This is a genomic window from Desulfosarcina sp., assembly GCF_055467485.1.
The window spans coordinates 64,752-82,914 of the sequence record NZ_JBUOIV010000001.1 but is presented as its reverse complement, the minus strand read 5'-3'; the positions used below and the strand labels follow the sequence as shown (position 1 = coordinate 82,914).

Here is an 18,163-nt window from a genome sequence, read left to right as displayed (position 1 = left end):
AAGATTATCCCGCAGTTGCGGAAAAAAGGGATTGACTCCCACAGGCGATGTGGTTAGATAATCCGGATTTGCATGAATGTATGAACCGCGCTGGCCTGTGCATTCCCCGTCGCTTGCGGCGGGACTTTCGAGCGAACGACAAATCGATTTTATCTTTACGGTGGAGTGAAAACGAATGATCGAACTGAATTTCGAAAAAATGGGCGGATTGATACCGGCCATTGCCCAGGACGAAAAAACCGGAGAGGTCCTCATGTTGGCCTATATGAACCGAAAAGCCTGGGAAGAGACCTTGAAAACCCGCCGGGCCACCTACTACAGCCGGTCCCGCGACACCCTGTGGGTAAAAGGACTCACTTCTGGCCACATTCAGCGTGTCAAGGAAATCCGCGTCGACTGCGACGACGATACCGTGCTGCTGAAGGTGGAACAGGCCGGGGGGGCCGCCTGCCACACCGGATATGCCAGCTGCTTTCACCAGAAAGAGGAGGGCGGCGAGCTGGTTACCATCGGGCAGCCGGTTTTCGACCCCAAGGAGGTTTACAAGGTATGACGACACCCCTGAAGCTGGGCATTCCCAAGGGCAGCCTGCAGAACGCCACCTTTGCCCTTTTTAAACGATCCGGCTGGACAATCAATGTCAACGATCGCAGCTACTTTCCCGAAATCAACGACGACACGATCGAATGCACCATCTGCCGGGCCCAAGAGATGTCGCGCTATGTGGAAAACGGCACCTTGGATGCCGGTCTCACCGGCAAGGACTGGATTGCCGAGAACAGCTCCGATGTTCATGTGGTGGAAGACCTGATCTATTCCAAGGTCAGTGCCCGGCCGGCGCGGTGGGTGTTGGCCGTGCCCTATGATTCTCCGATCAGAGCGCTTGACGATTTGAAGGGCAAGAAAATTGCCACCGAACTGGTGGCCTTTACCAAACGTTATTTCGAGGCGCGCAACATTGCCGTGAAAGTCGAATTTTCATGGGGCGCCACGGAAGCCAAGGTGGTTTCCGGCCTGGCAGATGCCGTGGTGGAGGTCACCGAGACCGGAAGCACCATCAGGGCCCATGGCTTGCGAATCATCCACGAGCTCATGCAGACCAACACCCAACTGATCACCAATCGCCAGGCATGGAAGAACCCTCACAAGCGGGAGAAGATCGAACAAATCGCCCTTCTCCTGAAAGGGGCCCTGCTGGGTGAAAAGATGGTGGGAATCAAAATGAATGTGCCCCACGACAAGCTGGAACAGGTGGTGACGCTTCTGCCCAGCCTCAACGCGCCCACCGTGGCGTCTCTTTATCAGTCCGACTGGTTTTCCGTGGAGACGGTTGTCGGCACCGGCGTGGTGCGGGACCTGATTCCCGTCCTGCTGAAAAACGGTGCTGAGGGTATCATCGAATATCCGCTCAACAAGGTGATCTAACGCGTCGCTCGCCTCACATGATCGGCGCCAATAAAGGGAGAGAAGGGATCCATGGCATCGCACCGCACCGAGGAGATGACGTCTTTTATCGTCATGGATGTGCTGGAACGGGCCTGCGAGCTGGAGTGCCAGGGCAAGCACATTGTCCACCTGGAGGTGGGAGAACCCGATTTCGACACGCCGGAATGTGTAAAAGCTGCGGCCTGCAAGGCGTTGATGGACGGATTCACGCACTACACCCACAGCTTGGGCTTGCTTGAGTTGCGCGAAGCGATCTGCGAGTATTATCACCACACCTATGGTGTGCGGGTCGATCCGGGCCAGGTGGTGGTCACCTCCGGCAGTTCGCCGGCTATTTTCATGACCTTCGCCGCCCTCCTGGAACCCGGAGATCCGGTGATCCTCTCAGATCCTCACTACGCCTGCTATCCCAACTTCATCAAGTTCGTCGGGGGCGAACCGGTGAAGGTGCCGGTCTTCGAGGAAGACGGGTTCCAATATCGTCCGGAGGCCATCGAAAAAAAGCTGTCTGATCGCACCCGGGCCATCTTCATCAACTCGCCCTCCAACCCCACGGGCAACCTGCTCTCCAAAGCGCGCATGGAAGCCATTGCCGACATGCCGCCCTGGATCGTCTCGGACGAGATATACCACGGGTTGGTTTATGAAGGAAAAGAGCATTCGATCCTCGAGTTCACGGACCGGGCCTTCGTACTCAACGGCTTTTCCAAACTGTTTGCCATGACCGGTCTGCGATTGGGCTACCTCATCGCACCCAAGGCGTTCATCCGCCCCATTCAAAAGGTGCAGCAGAACTTTTTCATTTCGGCCAATGCCATGATTCAGAAGGCGGGAATCGCCGCGCTGAAGGAGTCCGGGGATGACGTCGCGCGTATGAAGCGCATTTACAACGAGCGACGGATCTTCATGATCCGACGCCTGAGGGAAATGGGGCTGGGCATCACCGTGGAGCCCACCGGCGCGTTCTATGTCTTTGCCAACGCCCGGCACATCTCTAAAGATTCCTACGCCCTGGCATTCGACATCCTGGAAAAGGCCAGCGTGGGGGTGACCCCCGGTATCGATTTTGGCCAGAACGGAGAGGGATACCTGCGCTTCTCTTACGCCAACTCCATGGAAAACATCGCCGAAGGCATGAACCGCCTGGAGGCTTACCTCAAGGCGCGCCAATGAACCGGGGACAGAGACATGATCGTTAAATCGGCAGACTTTGTCACCAGTGCGGTCAAACCCTCCCAATATCCGGAGGCCCTGCATCCTGAAGCAGCCTTCGCCGGTCGCTCCAACGTCGGAAAATCCTCATTGATCAACACCCTGGTCAACAGGAAGCGACTGGTAAAAACAAGCTCGACACCCGGCCGGACGCAGCTGATTAATTTTTTTACGGTCAATGACCGGATTTCACTGGTTGACCTGCCCGGATATGGATACGCCAGGGTTCCCGCATCGGTGAGGCGCAATTGGGGACCCATGATTGAGACCTATCTCAAAGGCCGGGAAACGCTTAAAGCGGTCGTATTGATCATGGACATTCGCAGGATCCCGGGCATCGAAGAACAAAACTTTATCGACTGGCTGAAACTTTACCACCGCACGCCTATTTTGGTGCTGACCAAGGCGGACAAGCTATCCAAATCTGCACAAAAAAAACAGCGACAGGCCATCGGCGCCGCCATCGGTGTGGACGAATCCGTCCTGATCCTTTTTTCCGCCAAGACGCGGGTGGGAAAACCGGAGGTCTGGTCGGCCATAGAAAGGGCCGTCCTCGATGAACACCCCGAACGGACCAGACTCAAACCACGCTTTTAGATCCGGTTTTGTGGCGATCCTTGGCGCACCCAATGCGGGAAAGTCAACCCTGCTCAACCACATGCTGGGCCAGAAGATATCGATTACATCCAAAAAACCCCAGACGACCCGCAACCGGATCCTTGGCGTGGTTCACCGGACCGGTTCCCAGATGGTCTTTCTGGACACCCCGGGCATCCACCGGGCCAAGAGCCCGCTCAACACCCGGATCGTCGACATGGCCCTGTCTACCCTGTCTGAAGTGGATCTTGTCCTTTTGGTGGTGGATGCCCACAGCCCGGACGAACCGGCGGAACGGTTGCTGCTCGACAAGCTTTCCCAACAGCGACTCCCGGTGATGCTGGCCCTGAACAAGATCGACCAGGTCCAGCGGCCGGCATTGCTGTCACAGATCGAACGCTGGTCTGGAATGTTTCCTTTTGCAGCCGTGGTTCCCGTGAGCGCCAAAAACGGCGAACAGGTCGATCGGTTGATGGATGCCATGGAAGCCGCCCTTCCCGTCGGGGCACCCTTTTTCCCTCCCGAGAGTCTGACGGACCTGCCGGCGCGTTTCATTGCCGCTGAAATGGTCCGGGAAAAGGCCATCCGGCTTACCGGGCAGGAAATTCCCTACGCCGTGGCGGTTACCATCGACTCCTTCAAGGAAGAGAAAAGCGGCACACGGATTCGGATTCATGCCACCATCCACGTGGAACGGGAATCTCAAAAGGGCATCGTCATCGGCAAACAAGGGACCAAACTCAAGCAAATTGGCGAGGCGGCCAGGCAGGATATCGAGAAGATGCTTGATGCCAAGGTTTTTCTGAAACTTTTTGTGCGGGTGCAGAAAAACTGGACCAGGGATACCAAGGCACTGCGCAAGTTCGGGTACTAATGATTCTTTCTTTTCATCCCTGCTACGAAACCGACAGCAACAGGCTTTGTGCCGGCAGGGATCCGGATGAAAAAGATCTGGCAGCCATCGTGGCCGCCGATGCCGTCATTCTGCCCCAGGGGTGCCGGGAGACGCTCTACCGCATGGTCAGACAAAACTGCCCCCATGTCTTCCCGGATTATGATGCACGCTTTCAATATCCCGGAAAAACCGGTCAGGCCAGGCTTTTTCAGGCCCTGGGAGCCCCCCATCCCCGCACCTGGGTCTTTGACGATATCAAGCACTTCCAGCGTTGCGGCGCGGGGGTGCACGAGGTCGGTTTTCCCCTCGTCTTCAAACTGGACTGGGGAGGGGAAGGGGAAACGGTCTTTCTGCTCCGATCCCAATCTGACTTGGAACAAGCCCTTATCAAGGCGGCGGTTTATGAGCAGTCCGGTCAGCGGGGATTTGTCATACAGGCCCGTATCGCCGAGTCGAATCGGACGTTGCGGGTTGCCGTGATCGGACAGACCCAGGCGGCCTATTGGAGAATTCAGGACGACCCCGGGGTTTTTGGCACCGGCCTGGCCACGGGTGCGCGGATCGACACGCAATCAGACCCGGTGCTTCGTCAGACGGTCCTGGCCTTGACTCGCAGCTTCTGCCAACAGACGCGAATCAATCTGGCCGGGTTCGATTTTATTTTTGATCGATCCGGGCCTGCAGAAAGCGACCTGAAACCGCTTTTTCTGGAGATCAACTACTTCTTCGGCAGAACCGGTTTAGGCGGATCTGTCCGCTTCTATAAGATGCTGCAGGCCGAGATCGACAACTGGCTGGTTGGATTGGGGCTGGCAGGCAGCCGGTCCTCCATGACAAGGGCGAACAAGGAGATGCGATGAAGCCGTTTGCCTATGATCTGGATGAGCAGGATCTCACGCGTGAGCGACAAAAAGCCCGGGAACTGAGGCAGTCCCAGTGGTGGAAACGAAAATGTGCCAAAGGCCGTTGCCACTATTGCGACGGGCGGATACCGGCAGCCGAGCTGACGATGGACCATATCGTTCCGGTGGCCAGAGGAGGCAAAAGCACCAAGGGAAATGTGGTGCCGGCTTGCAAATCCTGCAACAACAAAAAAAAACAACTGCTTCCCATGGAATGGGATGCATACCTCCAGAAGCTTCAAGCCATGCCGTAACAAGCGTCCGTCGAATCCATGACGATGGACGGTGAATTTCATGGCTGGGAATCCTTCGTTTCAATGAGGACGCGACGGCGCTTTTAGCGGCATCGCTGTTGACAACATCAAGAAACTGTCTTTTAATCGCTCGACCACGAGTGGTTCCGGAACGTCAACCCCCGGGAGGCCTGATGCGCACCGAAAAAGAGCGGAGACTGCTGCTCAAGGCGCTGGATGCGTTCAAACGAAAAATTGTCGTTATCTCCAGAGATTTTCACATTCTGGCTTCCGCCGGTGTCGACTCCCTCATCGACGGGGAGTCTCCATCGGGAAAATGCTGTCACGAGGTGTTTTACAGCCGCCCCGAACCATGCGACAACTGCCCGGCCAAAAAAGTCATGGTCACCGGCAAGCCATCCCTGCGGGATCTTTCATCAAGTTCGTTGAGCAAACAAAAACGATCCTGCCTGTATGCTTACCCCATCACTGACGAGGATGGGCAGGAGGTATTGACGATTTTTAACTTTGAACTTCCGGCGTTGGAGGGTCTCGAGGAAGAACTCCGGCGGGCCAACAGCTTTTTATATAATCTGCTCCAAAACGCCTGTGATGGGGTGATCGCCGCGGACATGACCGGAAAGATCATCATCTTCAACGATGCCGCCGCCGAGGTGACCGGCCATAGCGTGGAGGCGGCGCTCGATCATCTGAACATCAAAGCGATTTATGAGGGTGATGGTGCCAAAACGGTGATGCGGCACTTGAGAAGTGATGACTATGGCGGCAAGGGAAAGCTGAAGAAATACCGGATCAAGGCGATCGGGAAAAACGGAGAGAAAATTCCCATCAGCCTATACGCGTCCATCATCTACGATGAAAACGGTAATGAAGCCGGCTCCATCGGCTTTTTCCATGACCTGAGGGAACGCATCCATATTCAGCAGAAACTGGAAAAAACCCAGCTGCAGTTGATCCAGTCTGAAAAAATGGCCTCCCTGGGAAAATTGTCTGCCGGGGTGGCCCATCAGCTGAACAACCCGCTGGGGGGGATCACGCTGTACACCAAATTGATGCTGGAAGACTACGAACTGGAGGACAGTGCCAAAGAGGATCTGTATCGGATCTTAAAAGACGCCCAGCGATGCCGGGATACTGTCAAGGAACTGCTTGAGTTCGCCCGGCAGACACGCCAGTTCATGAAGCCGTTGAACATAAACAAAGCGATCGACCGGACCCTTTTTCTCATCGAGAACCAGACCCTTTTTCATAATATCACGGTGAAAAAGAAAATGGCTCCCTTCGTTCCCCTGGTGTTGGCGGATGCTCAGCAATTGGGCCACGTGTTCATGAACATCATCATCAATGCGGCCCAGGCCATGGACGGCAACGGCACGATCACCATCAGCACCCGGGAATCCGCCACCAAAGATCGGGTGTTGATCGAAATTGCCGATACCGGCCCGGGAATATCCGCCGAGAATCTGGAGCATATCTTCGAGCCTTTTTTTACCACCAAAGATGAGGGCAAGGGAACCGGATTGGGGCTGAGCGTCGTTTACGGCATTGTTGAAAACCACGGCGGCACCATCACCGCCCGAAGCATTCCCGGCCGCGGCAGCACCTTTACCATCGAATTTCCCACCACCCATGAAACCGAAAAAGGAGCCGAACATGCAGAGCACGCCTGATCCCGTAACCGTTCTGGTGGTAGACGATGAAAAGGGCATCCGGGACGGGTCGGAGCGGATTATCAGCCGCATGGGATGCAGCGCACTAACGGCAAAAAATGGTGAAGAAGGGCTGGACATTATCGAGCGTACCGAGGTGGCTATCGTGCTGTTGGACCTAAAAATGCCCGGCATTGACGGCATGGAGGTGCTCAAGCACATACAGGCCATGGGTCGTGACATCCTGGTGATTGTCATCACCGGCTTTGCCACCATCGAAACCGCCATCGAGGCCATGAAACGGGGCGCCTACGATTTTATCCCCAAACCGTTCGAGCCGGATCAGCTGCGAATCGTGGTGAACCGGGCCCGGGAGAAAATCCAGCTTCAGAAGGACACGGTAAAACTGGAAGCTGAGCGGCGCAGAACCCTGGCGGATCTGGGAACGGAAAAAAGCAGAATCCACACCATTGTCGACTCGATACCCAACGGGATCGTGGTGACCAATACCGACGGCCAGGTGGTGCTGATGAATCCGGCCTTTTGCCGACTCTTGGATCTCGGTGCTGACACGGATACCGGCGGGCCGATTTCGGCCTACATCCCTGACGAGGGATTGTGCCGGTTGATTGGGGAAATATCTGGCGGGCGGCATGTGGATTTTGACGATATTCCTTCTTACGAGTTTTCCTTCGGCGGAGACCGTTTTCTCATGGCTCGCGGGCGGCCGGTGCTGGGCGAGCGCAAAGCATGCCTGGGGGCGGTGGTCACTGTTATCGATATCACCAATATGAAGGTGATAGACCGGCTCAAGTCCGAGTTTGTGGCCAAGGTTTCCCATGAGCTCAGAAGCCCGCTGTCAACCATCCACGAGCAACTGGCGCTGGTGCTGAACGATCTGATGGGGCAGCTCAGCGAATCGGAGGAACACCTGCTCTCCCGGGCCAAGGAAAAAACCCAGGGGCTGATTTCCACCATCGGCGACCTGCTGGATCTTTCGCGGATCGAATCCGGAACCACCTGCCAGGAGCCCAAACCGGTTCAGCTGGAAGATCTGCTCGGTAACATCGTGGACTTTCTCGGCACCCGTGCCAGGAACAAATCGCAGTCACTCGTCATGGAGCGGCCGGCCGAGCTGCTACCCACCATCAAGGCCGACCCGCTGGCCCTGGAGAGTATCTTCGGCAACCTGATCACCAACGCCATCAACTACACGCAAAACGGGGGTGAAATTAAGGTCAAGGCCGACTTGGCCGGCATCAACCTGCGGGTCCGGGTGATCGACAATGGATTCGGCATCGAAGCGCGCTACCTGGATAAAATTTTCGAACGCTTTTTCCGGGTGAAGAACGACAAGACCCGCTTCATCACCGGCACCGGGTTGGGCCTGCCCATCGTCAAAGGGCTGGTGGAGGCGCTGAAGGGCCGGATCAGCGTTGAGAGCGTCCCGGACAAAGGAACGACCTTTACGGTGCTGTTGCCGGTGGATTGATCGGAACGATATTTGGTGTCGGGTGTTATTTTACTTGACCGTGCCTGCCATATTCGCTACTGAGATAAAAAATATTGATACGCGTCCGCTTACGTGGTCGTAGATAATAACTGAGTTATGCAACAGGCATCAGCCACCCAGGCTCAACCGGGGTGGCTGTTTTATTTGGTATCCCATGCGTGGCGGCATTAAGCTTCAGGAGGCAATGGTGGCAACGCTGCTCGTCATCGACAACTACGATTCATTTACTTACAACCTGGTGCAGATGTTTATGCATTACGACGTGGATATCCAGGTTCGCCGCAGCGACCGCATTACTCTGGCTCAGGCCGTCGCCGAACGACCGGACTACGTATTGATCAGCCCCGGGCCCAAGGATCCGGTTCACGCCGGTATTTCCAGGGCGCTGATCCAGGCGCTTTACCAAACGACCCCCATTTTGGGTGTCTGCCTGGGAATGCAGTGCATCAATGAAGTGTTCGGCGGCCGGACCGTCCGATCCCCGGCTCCCATGCACGGAAAAACCAGTCTGGTGTATCACCAGCAGGAAGCACTTTTTTCGCAAGTACCCTCCCCGTTGACGGTCGCCCGGTATCACTCGTTGGTGGTGCAACTGTCGGAGGATGCCTGCGAGCGTCACCTCTTGGTTACCGCGCGGACGGCGGACGGGACGATCATGGGGCTGTCCCATCGTCGCTTTCCGCTTCATGGCGTACAGTTTCATCCGGAAAGCTTTCTGACGGAACACGGATTCACCCTGGTGGAGAACTTCCTGCGGCTGGGCCCGCTGAAAAAAGAACGGGCAACCCAGAAACGACATCGGGCAGCCACACCCTTTCACCATGTGGAGGCGGACAGCGGGATGACCGCCCATGCGAGGGCCTGTTGAAGTCCTTGATTGATTCCCTGCCCCGCATTACCGGGCTGCGGTCTGAAACGTTTCACCTGGAAGAGCCCTTCGAGGACATGGCGGCCCGTTTCGCCCACCTGCCGGGTTCGGTTGCGCTACTCAGTGGCGGGGACCTGGACTGCGCCCGTTACCATTTTCTGGGCATCCATCCTTGGCTTTCGATCACAGGACGGCCCGGGGAGACGACGGTGGTCATTGACGGGACAGCCCATGGTGTGCCGCAAGCACCGCTGGATTGTCTAAAAACGGTTCTGGCTCGCTGCCGTCTGAGCCCGGGCGACACGAAGGGTCCCATTGCCGCCGGCCTCTTCGGCTACCTGGCCTATGATTTGAAAGACGGGCTTGAAGTCCTGCCCCGAACCACCATCGATGACCTTGGGCTTCCCCAGCTTTGCCTTTTTGCCCCGTCCCTGATCGTTGTGCACGACAAGGCCAGCGGTGCGAGCGAGGTTCATGCTCCGGTTCGCCAGGGCCAGGCGATGAAATCGGCAGGCGCGGTCATCGAAGGATTCATGCATGCGTTGACGTCGCCCCCGTCGCCGCCCGGCGCGTTCTGGGGGTCCGGGCAGTCGTTGAAGTCAAATTTCACCCGCTCCGACTACACTGCTTCGGTTAAGCGGATCCGGGAATACATCGCTGCCGGCGATGTTTATCAGGTCAACCTGTCCCAGCGGTTTGAAATGGCCTTCGGGGGCGATGGCTACAGCCTTTTCAAAGCCCTGTATCAGCAGAATCCCGCTCCGTTTTTTGCTTTCATCAATGCCGGGGATCATCAGATCGTCTCCACGTCTCCGGAGCGGTTTCTGCTTCGCAACGGCAGCCTGATCGAGACCCGTCCCATCAAAGGTACCCGACCGCGGGGGGAAACGCCGGAAAAAGACTGGGAGATGAAGTCCGTGCTGACCCGCAGCCCCAAGGATGATGCCGAGCTTTCCATGATCGTTGACCTGCTGCGCAACGACATCGGCAAGGTGTGTGCCGCAGGATCGGTGGTCGTGACCCAGCACAAACGGCTGGAAGCCTACCAGAACGTCTACCACCTGGTTTCCGTCGTGGAGGGCTCACTTGCCGAAGGAAAGGATTCCGTGGACCTGATCCGGGCCACCTTTCCCGGCGGATCCATTACCGGATGCCCCAAGATCCGCGCCATGGAGATCATCGACGAACTGGAGACCCGTTGCCGCCATATATACACCGGATCCATCGGCTATATCAGCTTTCACGACACCATGGACCTGTCCATCGCCATCCGCACGGCGACCGTTGCCGGCGACCGCCTCGTTTTTTCCGTGGGAGGCGGCATTGTCTATGACTCCGACCCCGAGGACGAATATGAAGAGACCCTTCACAAGGGAAGGACCCTGATGTCGGTGATTGGCGAAGCCGGAACAAGACCGTCGGCCGAAACCGGTTCCGGCGCCTGGGTGTGGCAGGACGGCCGAGTGATTCGCCAAGCGCAGGCGGCCGTTTCCGTATCCGATTTAGGGTTGCAATACGGCTTCGGTTGCTTCGAGACGATCCGCGTGGAAAATGGGCTTGCCTGCCGCTTGCAGGCGCACCTGCGTCGCTTTAACCGGACCTGGACAGCCCTGTTCGGCCATCCGCCGCCGGACCTGACCTGGGAGGCGATCGTCGCCCAGGTCATCGGAAAGAACGGGTTGAAAGATGCCTCGGCAGCCCTCAAGATCCTGGCCACTCGGGGCGATGATCGCCTCTCCCGACACAATGGCACTTTGCTGGTGACCGCCCGGCCCTATACGCATCGATTGACGGCTCTGGGGGCTCCCGGTTTGAAACTGGCAACCTATCCACACCGGCGGATGTCCCCATTGGCGGATTTCAAGACGCTGAACTATTTATTCTACCATCAGGCCGGGGCGTGGGCCCGGGAGCGGGGTGCGGACGAGGCGCTGGTCCTAAACCCGGACGGCACGATTTCCGAAACCCATACCGCCAATATTCTGGTGGTGTCGGGCAAGACGGTAACCCGCCCCCGGTCTTCCCACGTCCTGCCCGGAGTGATGCAGGCGGCGGTTAGTCGGCGTTTGCAGGCCCTGGGCTTTTCAACCGAGGACCGCCCCCTTCTTCCCGGTGCGGTCTGGAAGGCCGACATGGTTCTGCTGACGAACGCCCTCATGGGCGCGGTACCGGCTTTGAGCCTGGACAACCGGCCCCTGAAATACGATAGTTCCTTGGCTGCAGGCCTTAACAGTGGGCTCTTTAACACACCGGAGGGCAGCGATGGCCTACGATGAGACGTTGGAGGCGCGGATCCTGTCGACCATCGACGGATGGAAAAAGGTTTCGACCAAAAAGATGTTCGGCGGGGTCTGCCATTTGATCCGCGGCAACATGTTCTGCGGGGTCTACAAGCACTTTCTGATTCTTCGCCTGGGCGAAGCGGCAGCGGCAGCGGCCCTGTCCGAACGGCACACCCGCCCCTTCGACATTACGGGACGGCCCATGAAAGGCTGGGTGATGGTTGGGCCAAACGGCATTGAAACCGACGAGGCCCTGACCGGCTGGCTCAGAAAAGCGCGTGAATTTGCCCAGGCGCTTCCTCCCAAATCGTGAGGGTTCCGGCCATGACCATCCCTGAAACCCTGCTGGAGGCGTTCACCCACACGGATGCGGGATATCGCCCGCTGGTTGATTTTGGTGCCTGGCGGGTGGCCATTCTGAATTACAGCCAGGACCTGCGGCCGGAGAACCTAACGGCCATGCAGCGCCACAATGCCACCGATGAGGTCTTTGTACTGCTGCAGGGCCGGTGCATCCTGTTTGTCGGCCAAGGCGACCATGCTTCGATTTCCGCGATCTACGCGCAACCCATGCGGCCCCAAACGATCTACAATGTCAAACAATCGGTCTGGCACACCCACACGCTCAGCCCTGACGCCAAGGTCCTGGTGGTGGAAAACCGGGATACGACCTACGCCAACTCGCCTTTTTGTCCGCTTACGGCAATACAGCGAAAAATCCTGTGCAAAATGGCCGGTGAACAAGGATTCTAGTCAGGACCTCAACTTCGGATTGTTGCGGTGGCGACGGCTGTCCCGGGCCGTTTTTTTTTGCAGGTTTTTCGAAATCGCGGCTGCCAGGTCCACACCGGTCTGGTTGGCGATGCAGACGAGAACGAAGAGCACGTCGGCCAGTTCGTCGCCGAGATCAATAGCGTTATCTGTCCCTTTGAAGCTTTGCTCCCCATAGGTCCGGGACATGATCCGGGCCAGCTCCCCGACTTCTTCCATGAGCACGGCCAGGTTGGTCATTTCCGAAAAGTAACGCACGCCGTAGGTGTTGATCCAGCGGTCCACGGTTGCCTGGAGTTCCTTGACGGTCAGCGGTGTGATGGTGGTTTTTTCTGTTTCTGTCATCTTCTTCATCTTTATATGGCGGCTATCCACAAAGGGCAGGTTTGGGTTCAGGCCAAGGCTGCAGCGAAGTTGAAACCGGCGGCGTCACAGCATTACGTCGAGGAGAGCACCGAAGCTTTACGACGTGCTCAACGGAGCGAGACCGCCGGCCCGGGCCGAAAGATGTTGTTTGTGGGCGGGCGCTATTTAATATGGGCCACCACATGCCCCAACTCGGGAAAAATCAACGCCTTGCAGGCCAGTTGACAGGCTTTTTTACTGCCGGGCATGCAGAAGACCGCGGTGCGGCCGATAATACCGGCTGCTGCGCGAGAGAGGATGGCGGCGGAGTCGATCTCTTCGTAGCTGAGCTGGGCGAAGATGGCCCCGAATGCGGGCATCTCTTTGGAAAAAAGGGGTTTGATGGCTTCAATGGTAACATCGGTGGACGTGATGCCGGTGCCGCCGGTGATCAGCAGGGCCTGAAGGGCGTGGCTGCGGAGGGCCCTTAATGCAGCATCGCGGATGGCGGTTATTTCGTCGGTGACCACCTGGTGGAACCGGACGTCGTGACCCTCTTTTTTGGCCCGCCGGGCAATCCAGCGGCCGCTTTCGTCGTTCTCGATCGTCCGGGTCGTGGAAACCGAAAGGATACCCACCCCGACCGATGCCGGAGCCGCGTGTCGATGCTGGTGCACACCCATATATTATTTCTGCCTTGTTTGAAAGGTTGCCGATCGACATCCCCGATCAAGGATGCCATCAATTTGAAGCGTCCCCGTAAAGGATACACAACTCGATTTTCCGTTCGCTCGCTATCGCCGTTCATGTTCCCGCTGTTTCGGCGGCGGGCTCAACGGTCCAGGATTCCTTCGGAAACGGTCGTATCGGGTTCGCGCCAAAATTATGAGAAGTCTGGCGTGGGCGATCAGATGCCGTTTCCGAATGGACCCTATCTAACCCATGGGGCACACCATGGCAAGTGAATATCCTTGCATTTGAAAAGGCTTTTTTCTATGTTCAAGTGCGATCGGGATCGTCCTTTTAAGAACCATGCGGTCTACTGAACTCGTTTCTGCCGGGGTCCTTATTATGGTTTTGCCCTGCACCGGCGTGATTCTCGCCGGCGGACTGAACAAACGCTTTGACGGACAAAACAAAGCGTTCCTCCGCATCGGCGGGAAACGAATCGTGGATCGTCTCCTGGATGTCTATCGCCGGCTGTTCGATCAGATCGTTCTGGTGACCAACGACCCGGCGGCCTACATGGATGTCGACGCCCTGATCGTAACTGACCACTATTCGGTGCGCAGTTCGCTAAACGGTCTTCATGCGGGCCTGTTTGCCGCCGCTCATGAGTACGCTTTTTTTGCCGCCTGCGATACGCCGTTTATCAACGGCGCCCTGATTCAGCGATTGCTGGATACGGTCACGCGCAAGTCGGATATCGTCGTTCCGTTCACACCGGCCGGCTACGAGCCGATGTTTGCCGTGTATAAAAAGACCTGCCTGCCGGCCATGGTGTGGCAGCTGGAGCGGGATCTGTTGAAGATCCAGGGGTTGTTTCGAAAAGTACGGGTGAAAACGGTTGGCGAAACCGACCTGAGGGACGTGGATCCTGATCTGGTTTCCTTTTTCAATGTGAACACCCCCGCAGATCTGGCGCGGGCGGAAGCCCTTCACGCGCAGGCGTGCTGAGGAGTCAACGGGAAAATGAATGCAGACCAATTGATTGCCAAGATAAAAGCCCATCCGGCTTACGACCGGGTGGGCATGATCCTGTGCCACAACGGTGTGGTTCGAGGGACTTCCCGCGACGGCCGGAAGGTGACGGGCCTGCGGGTAGCTGTTGATCGGGAGCGGTTGGCAACGGTGCTTGACGAACACAGGTCGCGGCCGGGCATCGTGGATATCCAGGTGGAGATCGCCGCCGACGGCGACCTGTCAATCGGGGACGACGTGATGATGCTGGTGGTGGCCGGGGACATCCGGGAAAATGTCATCGAAGCCCTGACCGACACCCTTAACGCCATAAAAACCACGGTGACTGCCAAGACCGAGTTTTTTACCTAATTCCCATCAAGAATCGGCGTCTTTCGGCCCAAGCCTGCGTTCTCGCTCGATGGAGCACGCAGTGAAGCGTCAGCGCTATCCTCGACTTAGCGCCACAACGCCGGCGGTTTCAATTTCGCTGCGGCCTTGGCCTGAACCAAAAGCTGCCCTATTCTGGATGGGAACTACCGATTGCCCTCCAGGACCGGGAGAGAGACATGTCCGAGCTGACCCACATTGATGACAAGGGCCGCGTGCGCATGGTGGACGTGACCCCTAAAAAACCATCCCAGCGGACTGCCGTGGCCCAGGCGATTGTCGGTATGTCCGCGGAAACGTTCCAGCGGATTGTTGACGGCACGGTCTCCAAGGGCAATGTTTTGGAGACAGCCCGCATCGCAGGGGTGATGGCTGCTAAAAAGACCGCTGACCTGATTCCCATGTGCCACCCCTTGAACCTGACCCACGTGCAGGTGGATTTTTTTCCCGATTCCGCTGGTCATTCCATCCGCATCGAAGGGACGGCGCGTGTTTTCGACCAGACGGGGGTTGAGATGGAGGCGCTTACCGCTGTTTCCGTGGCAGCGCTTACCCTTTACGACATGTGCAAGGCCATCGACAAGGCCATGACCATCACCGACGTCTGCCTGCTCAAAAAAACCGGTGGAAAGAGCGGCACGTTTGTCCGGGAAAACGCCCGCCCATGAAAAAAACAGACCGCCTCCTTTCTGCCGGCAAGCGGCTCACCCTTTTTATTACCCTATTAACGGCTGCGGGTTGCGCCTTTTATCCCAAGCCGCCTGCCAAGCCTGAGGCAGAACTGGTCCGGCTGGCCGTAGAGGAGTATCCTGATTTTTCAGACGACCTGTTTCTGGACAACCTCTCCTACGGCATCGGCAAAAGCTTGGAGTATCTCAACCAGGTGCCTGCCGAGCGCACCTTCCGCTTCGGCGATGATGTCTACAGCGCCCTTCATCTGATCCGGTCGCTGGAAACACTGCAGGCTTTCGTTGAATCACGACCCGGCCCGGCAGCGGTCGACCGTTTTATTGCCGACCGATACCGGGTGTATCGATCAAAGGGCGGGCCGGAGAGCGGGCAGGTGCTTTTTACCGGATACTATGAACCCCACCTCAAAGGAAGCTTGATCTCCGACGCCCGCTACCGCTATCCGGTGCATGCCATGCCCGGGGATCTGATGGTTATCGATCTTTCTCTTTTTTCAGAAGACCTTAAAGGCAAGCGGATCGTCGGCCGTGTCAAGGGCAATACCGTGGTGCCCTACCCTGATCGGCAGGCCATCGAGGCGGACAAGGGGTTTACTCAAAAAGCGCCGCCCATCGCCTGGGTGGATGACCGGATCGACCTTTTTTTTCTGCAGATTCAAGGCTCCGGGCGGATCTACCTGACCAACGGCGACTTTATTCGGGTGCACTACCACGGCTCCAACGGACAGCCTTACCGCAGCATCGGCCGGCTGCTCATCGACCAAGGTAAAATCCCGGCCGAGGAGATGTCGATGCAGCGGCTCAAGGCGTATCTGCAAACCCATCCTGACGAGGTCGATGCGGTACTCAACCATAACCCCAGCTACGTTTTTTTTAAAACCGAAACATCCGGCCCCATCGGCGCCATCGGTGTGGACCTGACACCGGGACGATCCGTGGCCGTGGACCGCCGGGTCTTTCCCATGGCGGCACCGGCCTTCCTGCAAACACAGATACCGGTGGTGGACGGCAACGGCCGAATTGACCGCTGGATGGATTTTTCCGCCTTTGCCCTGAATCAGGATACCGGCGGGGCCATCAGGGGGCCGGGACGGGTGGATATCTTCTGGGGCAACGGTCCCTACGCGGAGATAGCGGCCGGCCACATGCAGCACAAAGGGTCCTTTTTCCTGTTGGTGTTGGTCCCCGAGGTTCCATAACCCGTGTTGTGGCGGGCAATTGGTTTTGCCTCTGATTTCGCGGCATAACGCCGTGCCTTAGTCTTGACACCCCCTGTCAAAACCAGTAGTGTTGCCAATTTCAGCAAGCACGCATGCACTTCAAGCGCAGCAAAGGAGATGTTCATGTTCGGTATCGGAATGCCGGAAATGATCCTGATTCTGGCGGTAGCCCTGATCGTCATCGGTCCCAAGAAGCTGCCGGATCTGGCCAAGTCCTTGGGAAAGGCCATGGGGGAGTTCAAAAAGGCGACCAGCGATCTGAAAGAGAGCATGCAGATCGATACGGAACTCAAAGAGGTGAAAACCGCCTTTAACGATCTCGGCAGGGAGGATCAAAAAGCATCCACGCGAGACACCCGCGATACGGATGAACAACTCGTCGATTCTGCCGTTCGGGTGAAAACGCCCGAAGCCGACACGCCGGAAGAACATGATGGCGATGCGATGGACCAATTGAAGGCGGCCTTCGACCGCCGGGAGAAGGATGCGTCGGGTTCCGATATAGGCACTCCTGCTGACCGTGAAATGTCACCCAGTGAATCTGACGCGGATCCTGAAACGCGCAAGGGGTAAGCAACGTGGCCGATCAGGCAAAGGATACGGAAGACAAAATTCCCTTTACCGCTCACCTGGAAGAGTTGCGAAAGCGTCTGATCACCTGTTTTGTCGCTGTTGGCATCGGTTTCGCCATCTCATACGGATTCAAGGAAAAGCTGTTCCAGGTTCTTACCAATCCCCTGATTTCAGTGATGAAACAGGGGGAAACCCTGATCTACACCGGGCTGCCTGAAGCCTTTTTCACCTTCCTCAAGGTTTCCTTTCTTTCCGGTCTCATGCTCGCCTCGCCGGTGATCATTTATCAGTTCTGGATGTTCGTCGCTCCTGGCCTCTATGACCGGGAAAAGCGCCTGATGATTCCTGTCGTCCTGCTGTCGTCGATCTTCTTCATAGGAGGGTCACTGTTCGGCTATTTCATCGTTTTTCCATTCGGGTTTCAATTCTTTTTGGGGTTTGCCACCGAGACCATCCGCCCCATGCCTTCCATGAAAGAATATCTGAGTTTTTCCGCCAAGCTGCTCCTGGCCTTCGGATTGGTCTTCGAACTGCCATTAGTGCTTACCTTCCTGGCGCGCCTGGGCATCGTTTCCGTTGAATTTTTAAAGAAAAACAGGAAATATGCAATTCTTGTCTTCTTTGTCGGGGCGGCGATATTAACCCCGCCCGACGTGGTGACTCAGATCATGATGGCGCTGCCGCTGATGGTGCTGTACGAAATCAGCATCGTCGGCGCCCGGATTTTCGGAAAGAAAAAAGAAGCGCCCACGCCGGCTGCTGAAGCCGAGACCACAGGCGATCCATGATCCTCTCCGAATGATGGCCCCCTTGACCGAATCTTCTGAAAGCGACGGTGGCCAGCAAGGACAGATTGCCGTCGCCCACCGCAATGGGC

The 18,163-nt window shown here is 57.0% G+C and carries 21 protein-coding genes; 19 read left to right on the top strand and 2 right to left on the bottom strand.

Annotated features, from left to right (window positions below):
• Positions 1-175: 175 nt before the first annotated feature.
• The 13 genes from hisI to ACZCED_RS00355 all read left to right on the top strand — a co-directional run bounded on the left by hisI (position 176) and on the right by ACZCED_RS00355 (position 12,371).
• Positions 176-553, top strand: a complete 378-nt coding sequence (gene hisI / locus ACZCED_RS00415) for a phosphoribosyl-AMP cyclohydrolase (RefSeq protein ID WP_462971252.1) — start codon at positions 176-178, stop codon at positions 551-553.
• Positions 550-1,425, top strand: coding sequence for an ATP phosphoribosyltransferase (gene hisG / locus ACZCED_RS00410; RefSeq protein WP_462971253.1), 876 nt, complete (start codon positions 550-552; stop codon positions 1,423-1,425). Before hisI ends, hisG begins: the two co-directional genes overlap by 4 nt.
• 51 nt (positions 1,426-1,476) lie before the next feature.
• Positions 1,477-2,619 (top strand): pyridoxal phosphate-dependent aminotransferase, encoded by a 1,143-nt coding sequence (locus tag ACZCED_RS00405; RefSeq protein WP_462971254.1) that lies wholly within the window; start codon positions 1,477-1,479, stop codon positions 2,617-2,619.
• A 15-nt stretch (positions 2,620-2,634) separates the two neighbouring features.
• Positions 2,635-3,255, top strand: a complete 621-nt coding sequence (gene yihA, locus ACZCED_RS00400) for a ribosome biogenesis GTP-binding protein YihA/YsxC (protein ID WP_462971255.1) — start codon at positions 2,635-2,637, stop codon at positions 3,253-3,255.
• Positions 3,256-3,265: 10 nt separating this feature from the next.
• Positions 3,266-4,129: a GTPase Era gene (gene era / locus ACZCED_RS00395; protein WP_462971256.1), complete on the top strand. Its 864-nt coding sequence runs from the start codon at positions 3,266-3,268 to the stop codon at positions 4,127-4,129.
• Complete coding sequence (locus ACZCED_RS00390; protein WP_462971257.1) at positions 4,129-5,010, top strand: ATP-grasp domain-containing protein; 882 nt, start codon at positions 4,129-4,131, stop codon at positions 5,008-5,010. The genes era and ACZCED_RS00390 overlap by 1 nt, the downstream gene beginning before the upstream one ends.
• Entirely contained in the window at positions 5,007-5,306 is a 300-nt protein-coding gene (locus ACZCED_RS00385) for an HNH endonuclease (RefSeq protein ID WP_462971258.1), read from the top strand. The genes ACZCED_RS00390 and ACZCED_RS00385 overlap by 4 nt, the downstream gene beginning before the upstream one ends.
• Before the next feature lie 173 nt (positions 5,307-5,479).
• A complete protein-coding gene (locus ACZCED_RS00380) occupies positions 5,480-6,976 on the top strand; it encodes a PAS domain-containing sensor histidine kinase (protein ID WP_462971259.1) in 1,497 nt (498 codons plus the stop codon).
• Positions 6,960-8,447, top strand: a complete 1,488-nt coding sequence (locus tag ACZCED_RS00375) for a response regulator (protein WP_462971260.1) — start codon at positions 6,960-6,962, stop codon at positions 8,445-8,447. The genes ACZCED_RS00380 and ACZCED_RS00375 overlap by 17 nt, the downstream gene beginning before the upstream one ends.
• A gap of 205 nt (positions 8,448-8,652) precedes the next feature.
• A complete protein-coding gene (locus tag ACZCED_RS00370) occupies positions 8,653-9,336 on the top strand; it encodes an anthranilate synthase component II (RefSeq protein WP_462971261.1) in 684 nt (227 codons plus the stop codon).
• Entirely contained in the window at positions 9,333-11,612 is a 2,280-nt protein-coding gene (gene pabB, locus ACZCED_RS00365; RefSeq protein ID WP_464859966.1) for an aminodeoxychorismate synthase component I, read from the top strand. Before ACZCED_RS00370 ends, pabB begins: the two co-directional genes overlap by 4 nt.
• Positions 11,599-11,931, top strand: coding sequence for a TfoX/Sxy family protein (locus tag ACZCED_RS00360; RefSeq protein WP_462971263.1), 333 nt, complete (start codon positions 11,599-11,601; stop codon positions 11,929-11,931). The genes pabB and ACZCED_RS00360 overlap by 14 nt, the downstream gene beginning before the upstream one ends.
• An 11-nt stretch (positions 11,932-11,942) precedes the next feature.
• A complete protein-coding gene (locus ACZCED_RS00355; protein ID WP_462971264.1) occupies positions 11,943-12,371 on the top strand; it encodes a hypothetical protein in 429 nt (142 codons plus the stop codon).
• On the opposite strand, the gene ACZCED_RS00350 is transcribed toward ACZCED_RS00355, so the two are convergent.
• Positions 12,372-12,734, bottom strand: coding sequence for a nucleotide pyrophosphohydrolase (locus ACZCED_RS00350; RefSeq protein WP_462971265.1), 363 nt, complete (start codon positions 12,732-12,734; stop codon positions 12,372-12,374).
• Positions 12,735-12,916: 182 nt separating this feature from the next.
• Complete coding sequence (locus ACZCED_RS00345; RefSeq protein ID WP_462971266.1) at positions 12,917-13,417, bottom strand: MogA/MoaB family molybdenum cofactor biosynthesis protein; 501 nt, start codon at positions 13,415-13,417, stop codon at positions 12,917-12,919.
• Positions 13,418-13,805: 388 nt separating this feature from the next.
• On the opposite strand from ACZCED_RS00345, the gene mobA reads away from it, so the two are divergent.
• The 6 genes from mobA to tatC all read left to right on the top strand — a co-directional run bounded on the left by mobA (position 13,806) and on the right by tatC (position 18,074).
• Complete coding sequence (gene mobA, locus ACZCED_RS00340; RefSeq protein ID WP_464859965.1) at positions 13,806-14,411, top strand: molybdenum cofactor guanylyltransferase; 606 nt, start codon at positions 13,806-13,808, stop codon at positions 14,409-14,411.
• Positions 14,412-14,426: 15 nt separating this feature from the next.
• Positions 14,427-14,786, top strand: a complete 360-nt coding sequence (locus ACZCED_RS00335) for a molybdenum cofactor biosynthesis protein MoaE (protein ID WP_462971268.1) — start codon at positions 14,427-14,429, stop codon at positions 14,784-14,786.
• 197 nt (positions 14,787-14,983) lie between these two features.
• On the top strand, positions 14,984-15,472 hold the full coding sequence (gene moaC, locus ACZCED_RS00330; protein WP_462971269.1) for a cyclic pyranopterin monophosphate synthase MoaC: 489 nt from the start codon (positions 14,984-14,986) through the stop codon (positions 15,470-15,472).
• Entirely contained in the window at positions 15,469-16,692 is a 1,224-nt protein-coding gene (mltA, locus tag ACZCED_RS00325; protein ID WP_464859964.1) for a murein transglycosylase A, read from the top strand. Before moaC ends, mltA begins: the two co-directional genes overlap by 4 nt.
• Before the next feature lie 144 nt (positions 16,693-16,836).
• Entirely contained in the window at positions 16,837-17,286 is a 450-nt protein-coding gene (locus ACZCED_RS00320) for a twin-arginine translocase TatA/TatE family subunit (RefSeq protein WP_464859963.1), read from the top strand.
• Positions 17,287-17,291: 5 nt separating this feature from the next.
• Complete coding sequence (gene tatC / locus ACZCED_RS00315) at positions 17,292-18,074, top strand: twin-arginine translocase subunit TatC (protein WP_462971272.1); 783 nt, start codon at positions 17,292-17,294, stop codon at positions 18,072-18,074.
• Positions 18,075-18,163 lie beyond the last annotated feature (89 nt).

Bases quoted from the DNA above. Each gene is read 5' to 3' on its own strand.
- ACZCED_RS00380 (WP_462971259.1), top strand. From the start codon at position 5,480: ATGCGCACCGAAAAAGAGCGGAGACTGCTGCTCAAGGCGCTGGATGCG.
- ACZCED_RS00355 (WP_462971264.1), top strand. From the start codon at position 11,943: ATGACCATCCCTGAAACCCTGCTGGAGGCGTTCACCCACACGGATGCG.
- ACZCED_RS00335 (WP_462971268.1), top strand. From the start codon at position 14,427: ATGAATGCAGACCAATTGATTGCCAAGATAAAAGCCCATCCGGCTTAC.
- ACZCED_RS00320 (WP_464859963.1), top strand. From the start codon at position 16,837: ATGTTCGGTATCGGAATGCCGGAAATGATCCTGATTCTGGCGGTAGCC.
- ACZCED_RS00345 (WP_462971266.1), bottom strand. From the start codon at position 13,417: ATGGGTGTGCACCAGCATCGACACGCGGCTCCGGCATCGGTCGGGGTG.
- ACZCED_RS00375 (WP_462971260.1), top strand. From the start codon at position 6,960: ATGCAGAGCACGCCTGATCCCGTAACCGTTCTGGTGGTAGACGATGAA.
- ACZCED_RS00370 (WP_462971261.1), top strand. From the start codon at position 8,653: ATGGTGGCAACGCTGCTCGTCATCGACAACTACGATTCATTTACTTAC.
- ACZCED_RS00360 (WP_462971263.1), top strand. From the start codon at position 11,599: ATGGCCTACGATGAGACGTTGGAGGCGCGGATCCTGTCGACCATCGAC.
- hisG (WP_462971253.1), top strand. From the start codon at position 550: ATGACGACACCCCTGAAGCTGGGCATTCCCAAGGGCAGCCTGCAGAAC.
- hisI (WP_462971252.1), top strand. From the start codon at position 176: ATGATCGAACTGAATTTCGAAAAAATGGGCGGATTGATACCGGCCATT.
- ACZCED_RS00405 (WP_462971254.1), top strand. From the start codon at position 1,477: ATGGCATCGCACCGCACCGAGGAGATGACGTCTTTTATCGTCATGGAT.
- ACZCED_RS00385 (WP_462971258.1), top strand. From the start codon at position 5,007: ATGAAGCCGTTTGCCTATGATCTGGATGAGCAGGATCTCACGCGTGAG.
- ACZCED_RS00390 (WP_462971257.1), top strand. From the start codon at position 4,129: ATGATTCTTTCTTTTCATCCCTGCTACGAAACCGACAGCAACAGGCTT.
- ACZCED_RS00350 (WP_462971265.1), bottom strand. From the start codon at position 12,734: ATGACAGAAACAGAAAAAACCACCATCACACCGCTGACCGTCAAGGAA.
- moaC (WP_462971269.1), top strand. From the start codon at position 14,984: ATGTCCGAGCTGACCCACATTGATGACAAGGGCCGCGTGCGCATGGTG.
- mobA (WP_464859965.1), top strand. From the start codon at position 13,806: ATGGTTTTGCCCTGCACCGGCGTGATTCTCGCCGGCGGACTGAACAAA.
- mltA (WP_464859964.1), top strand. From the start codon at position 15,469: ATGAAAAAAACAGACCGCCTCCTTTCTGCCGGCAAGCGGCTCACCCTT.
- yihA (WP_462971255.1), top strand. From the start codon at position 2,635: ATGATCGTTAAATCGGCAGACTTTGTCACCAGTGCGGTCAAACCCTCC.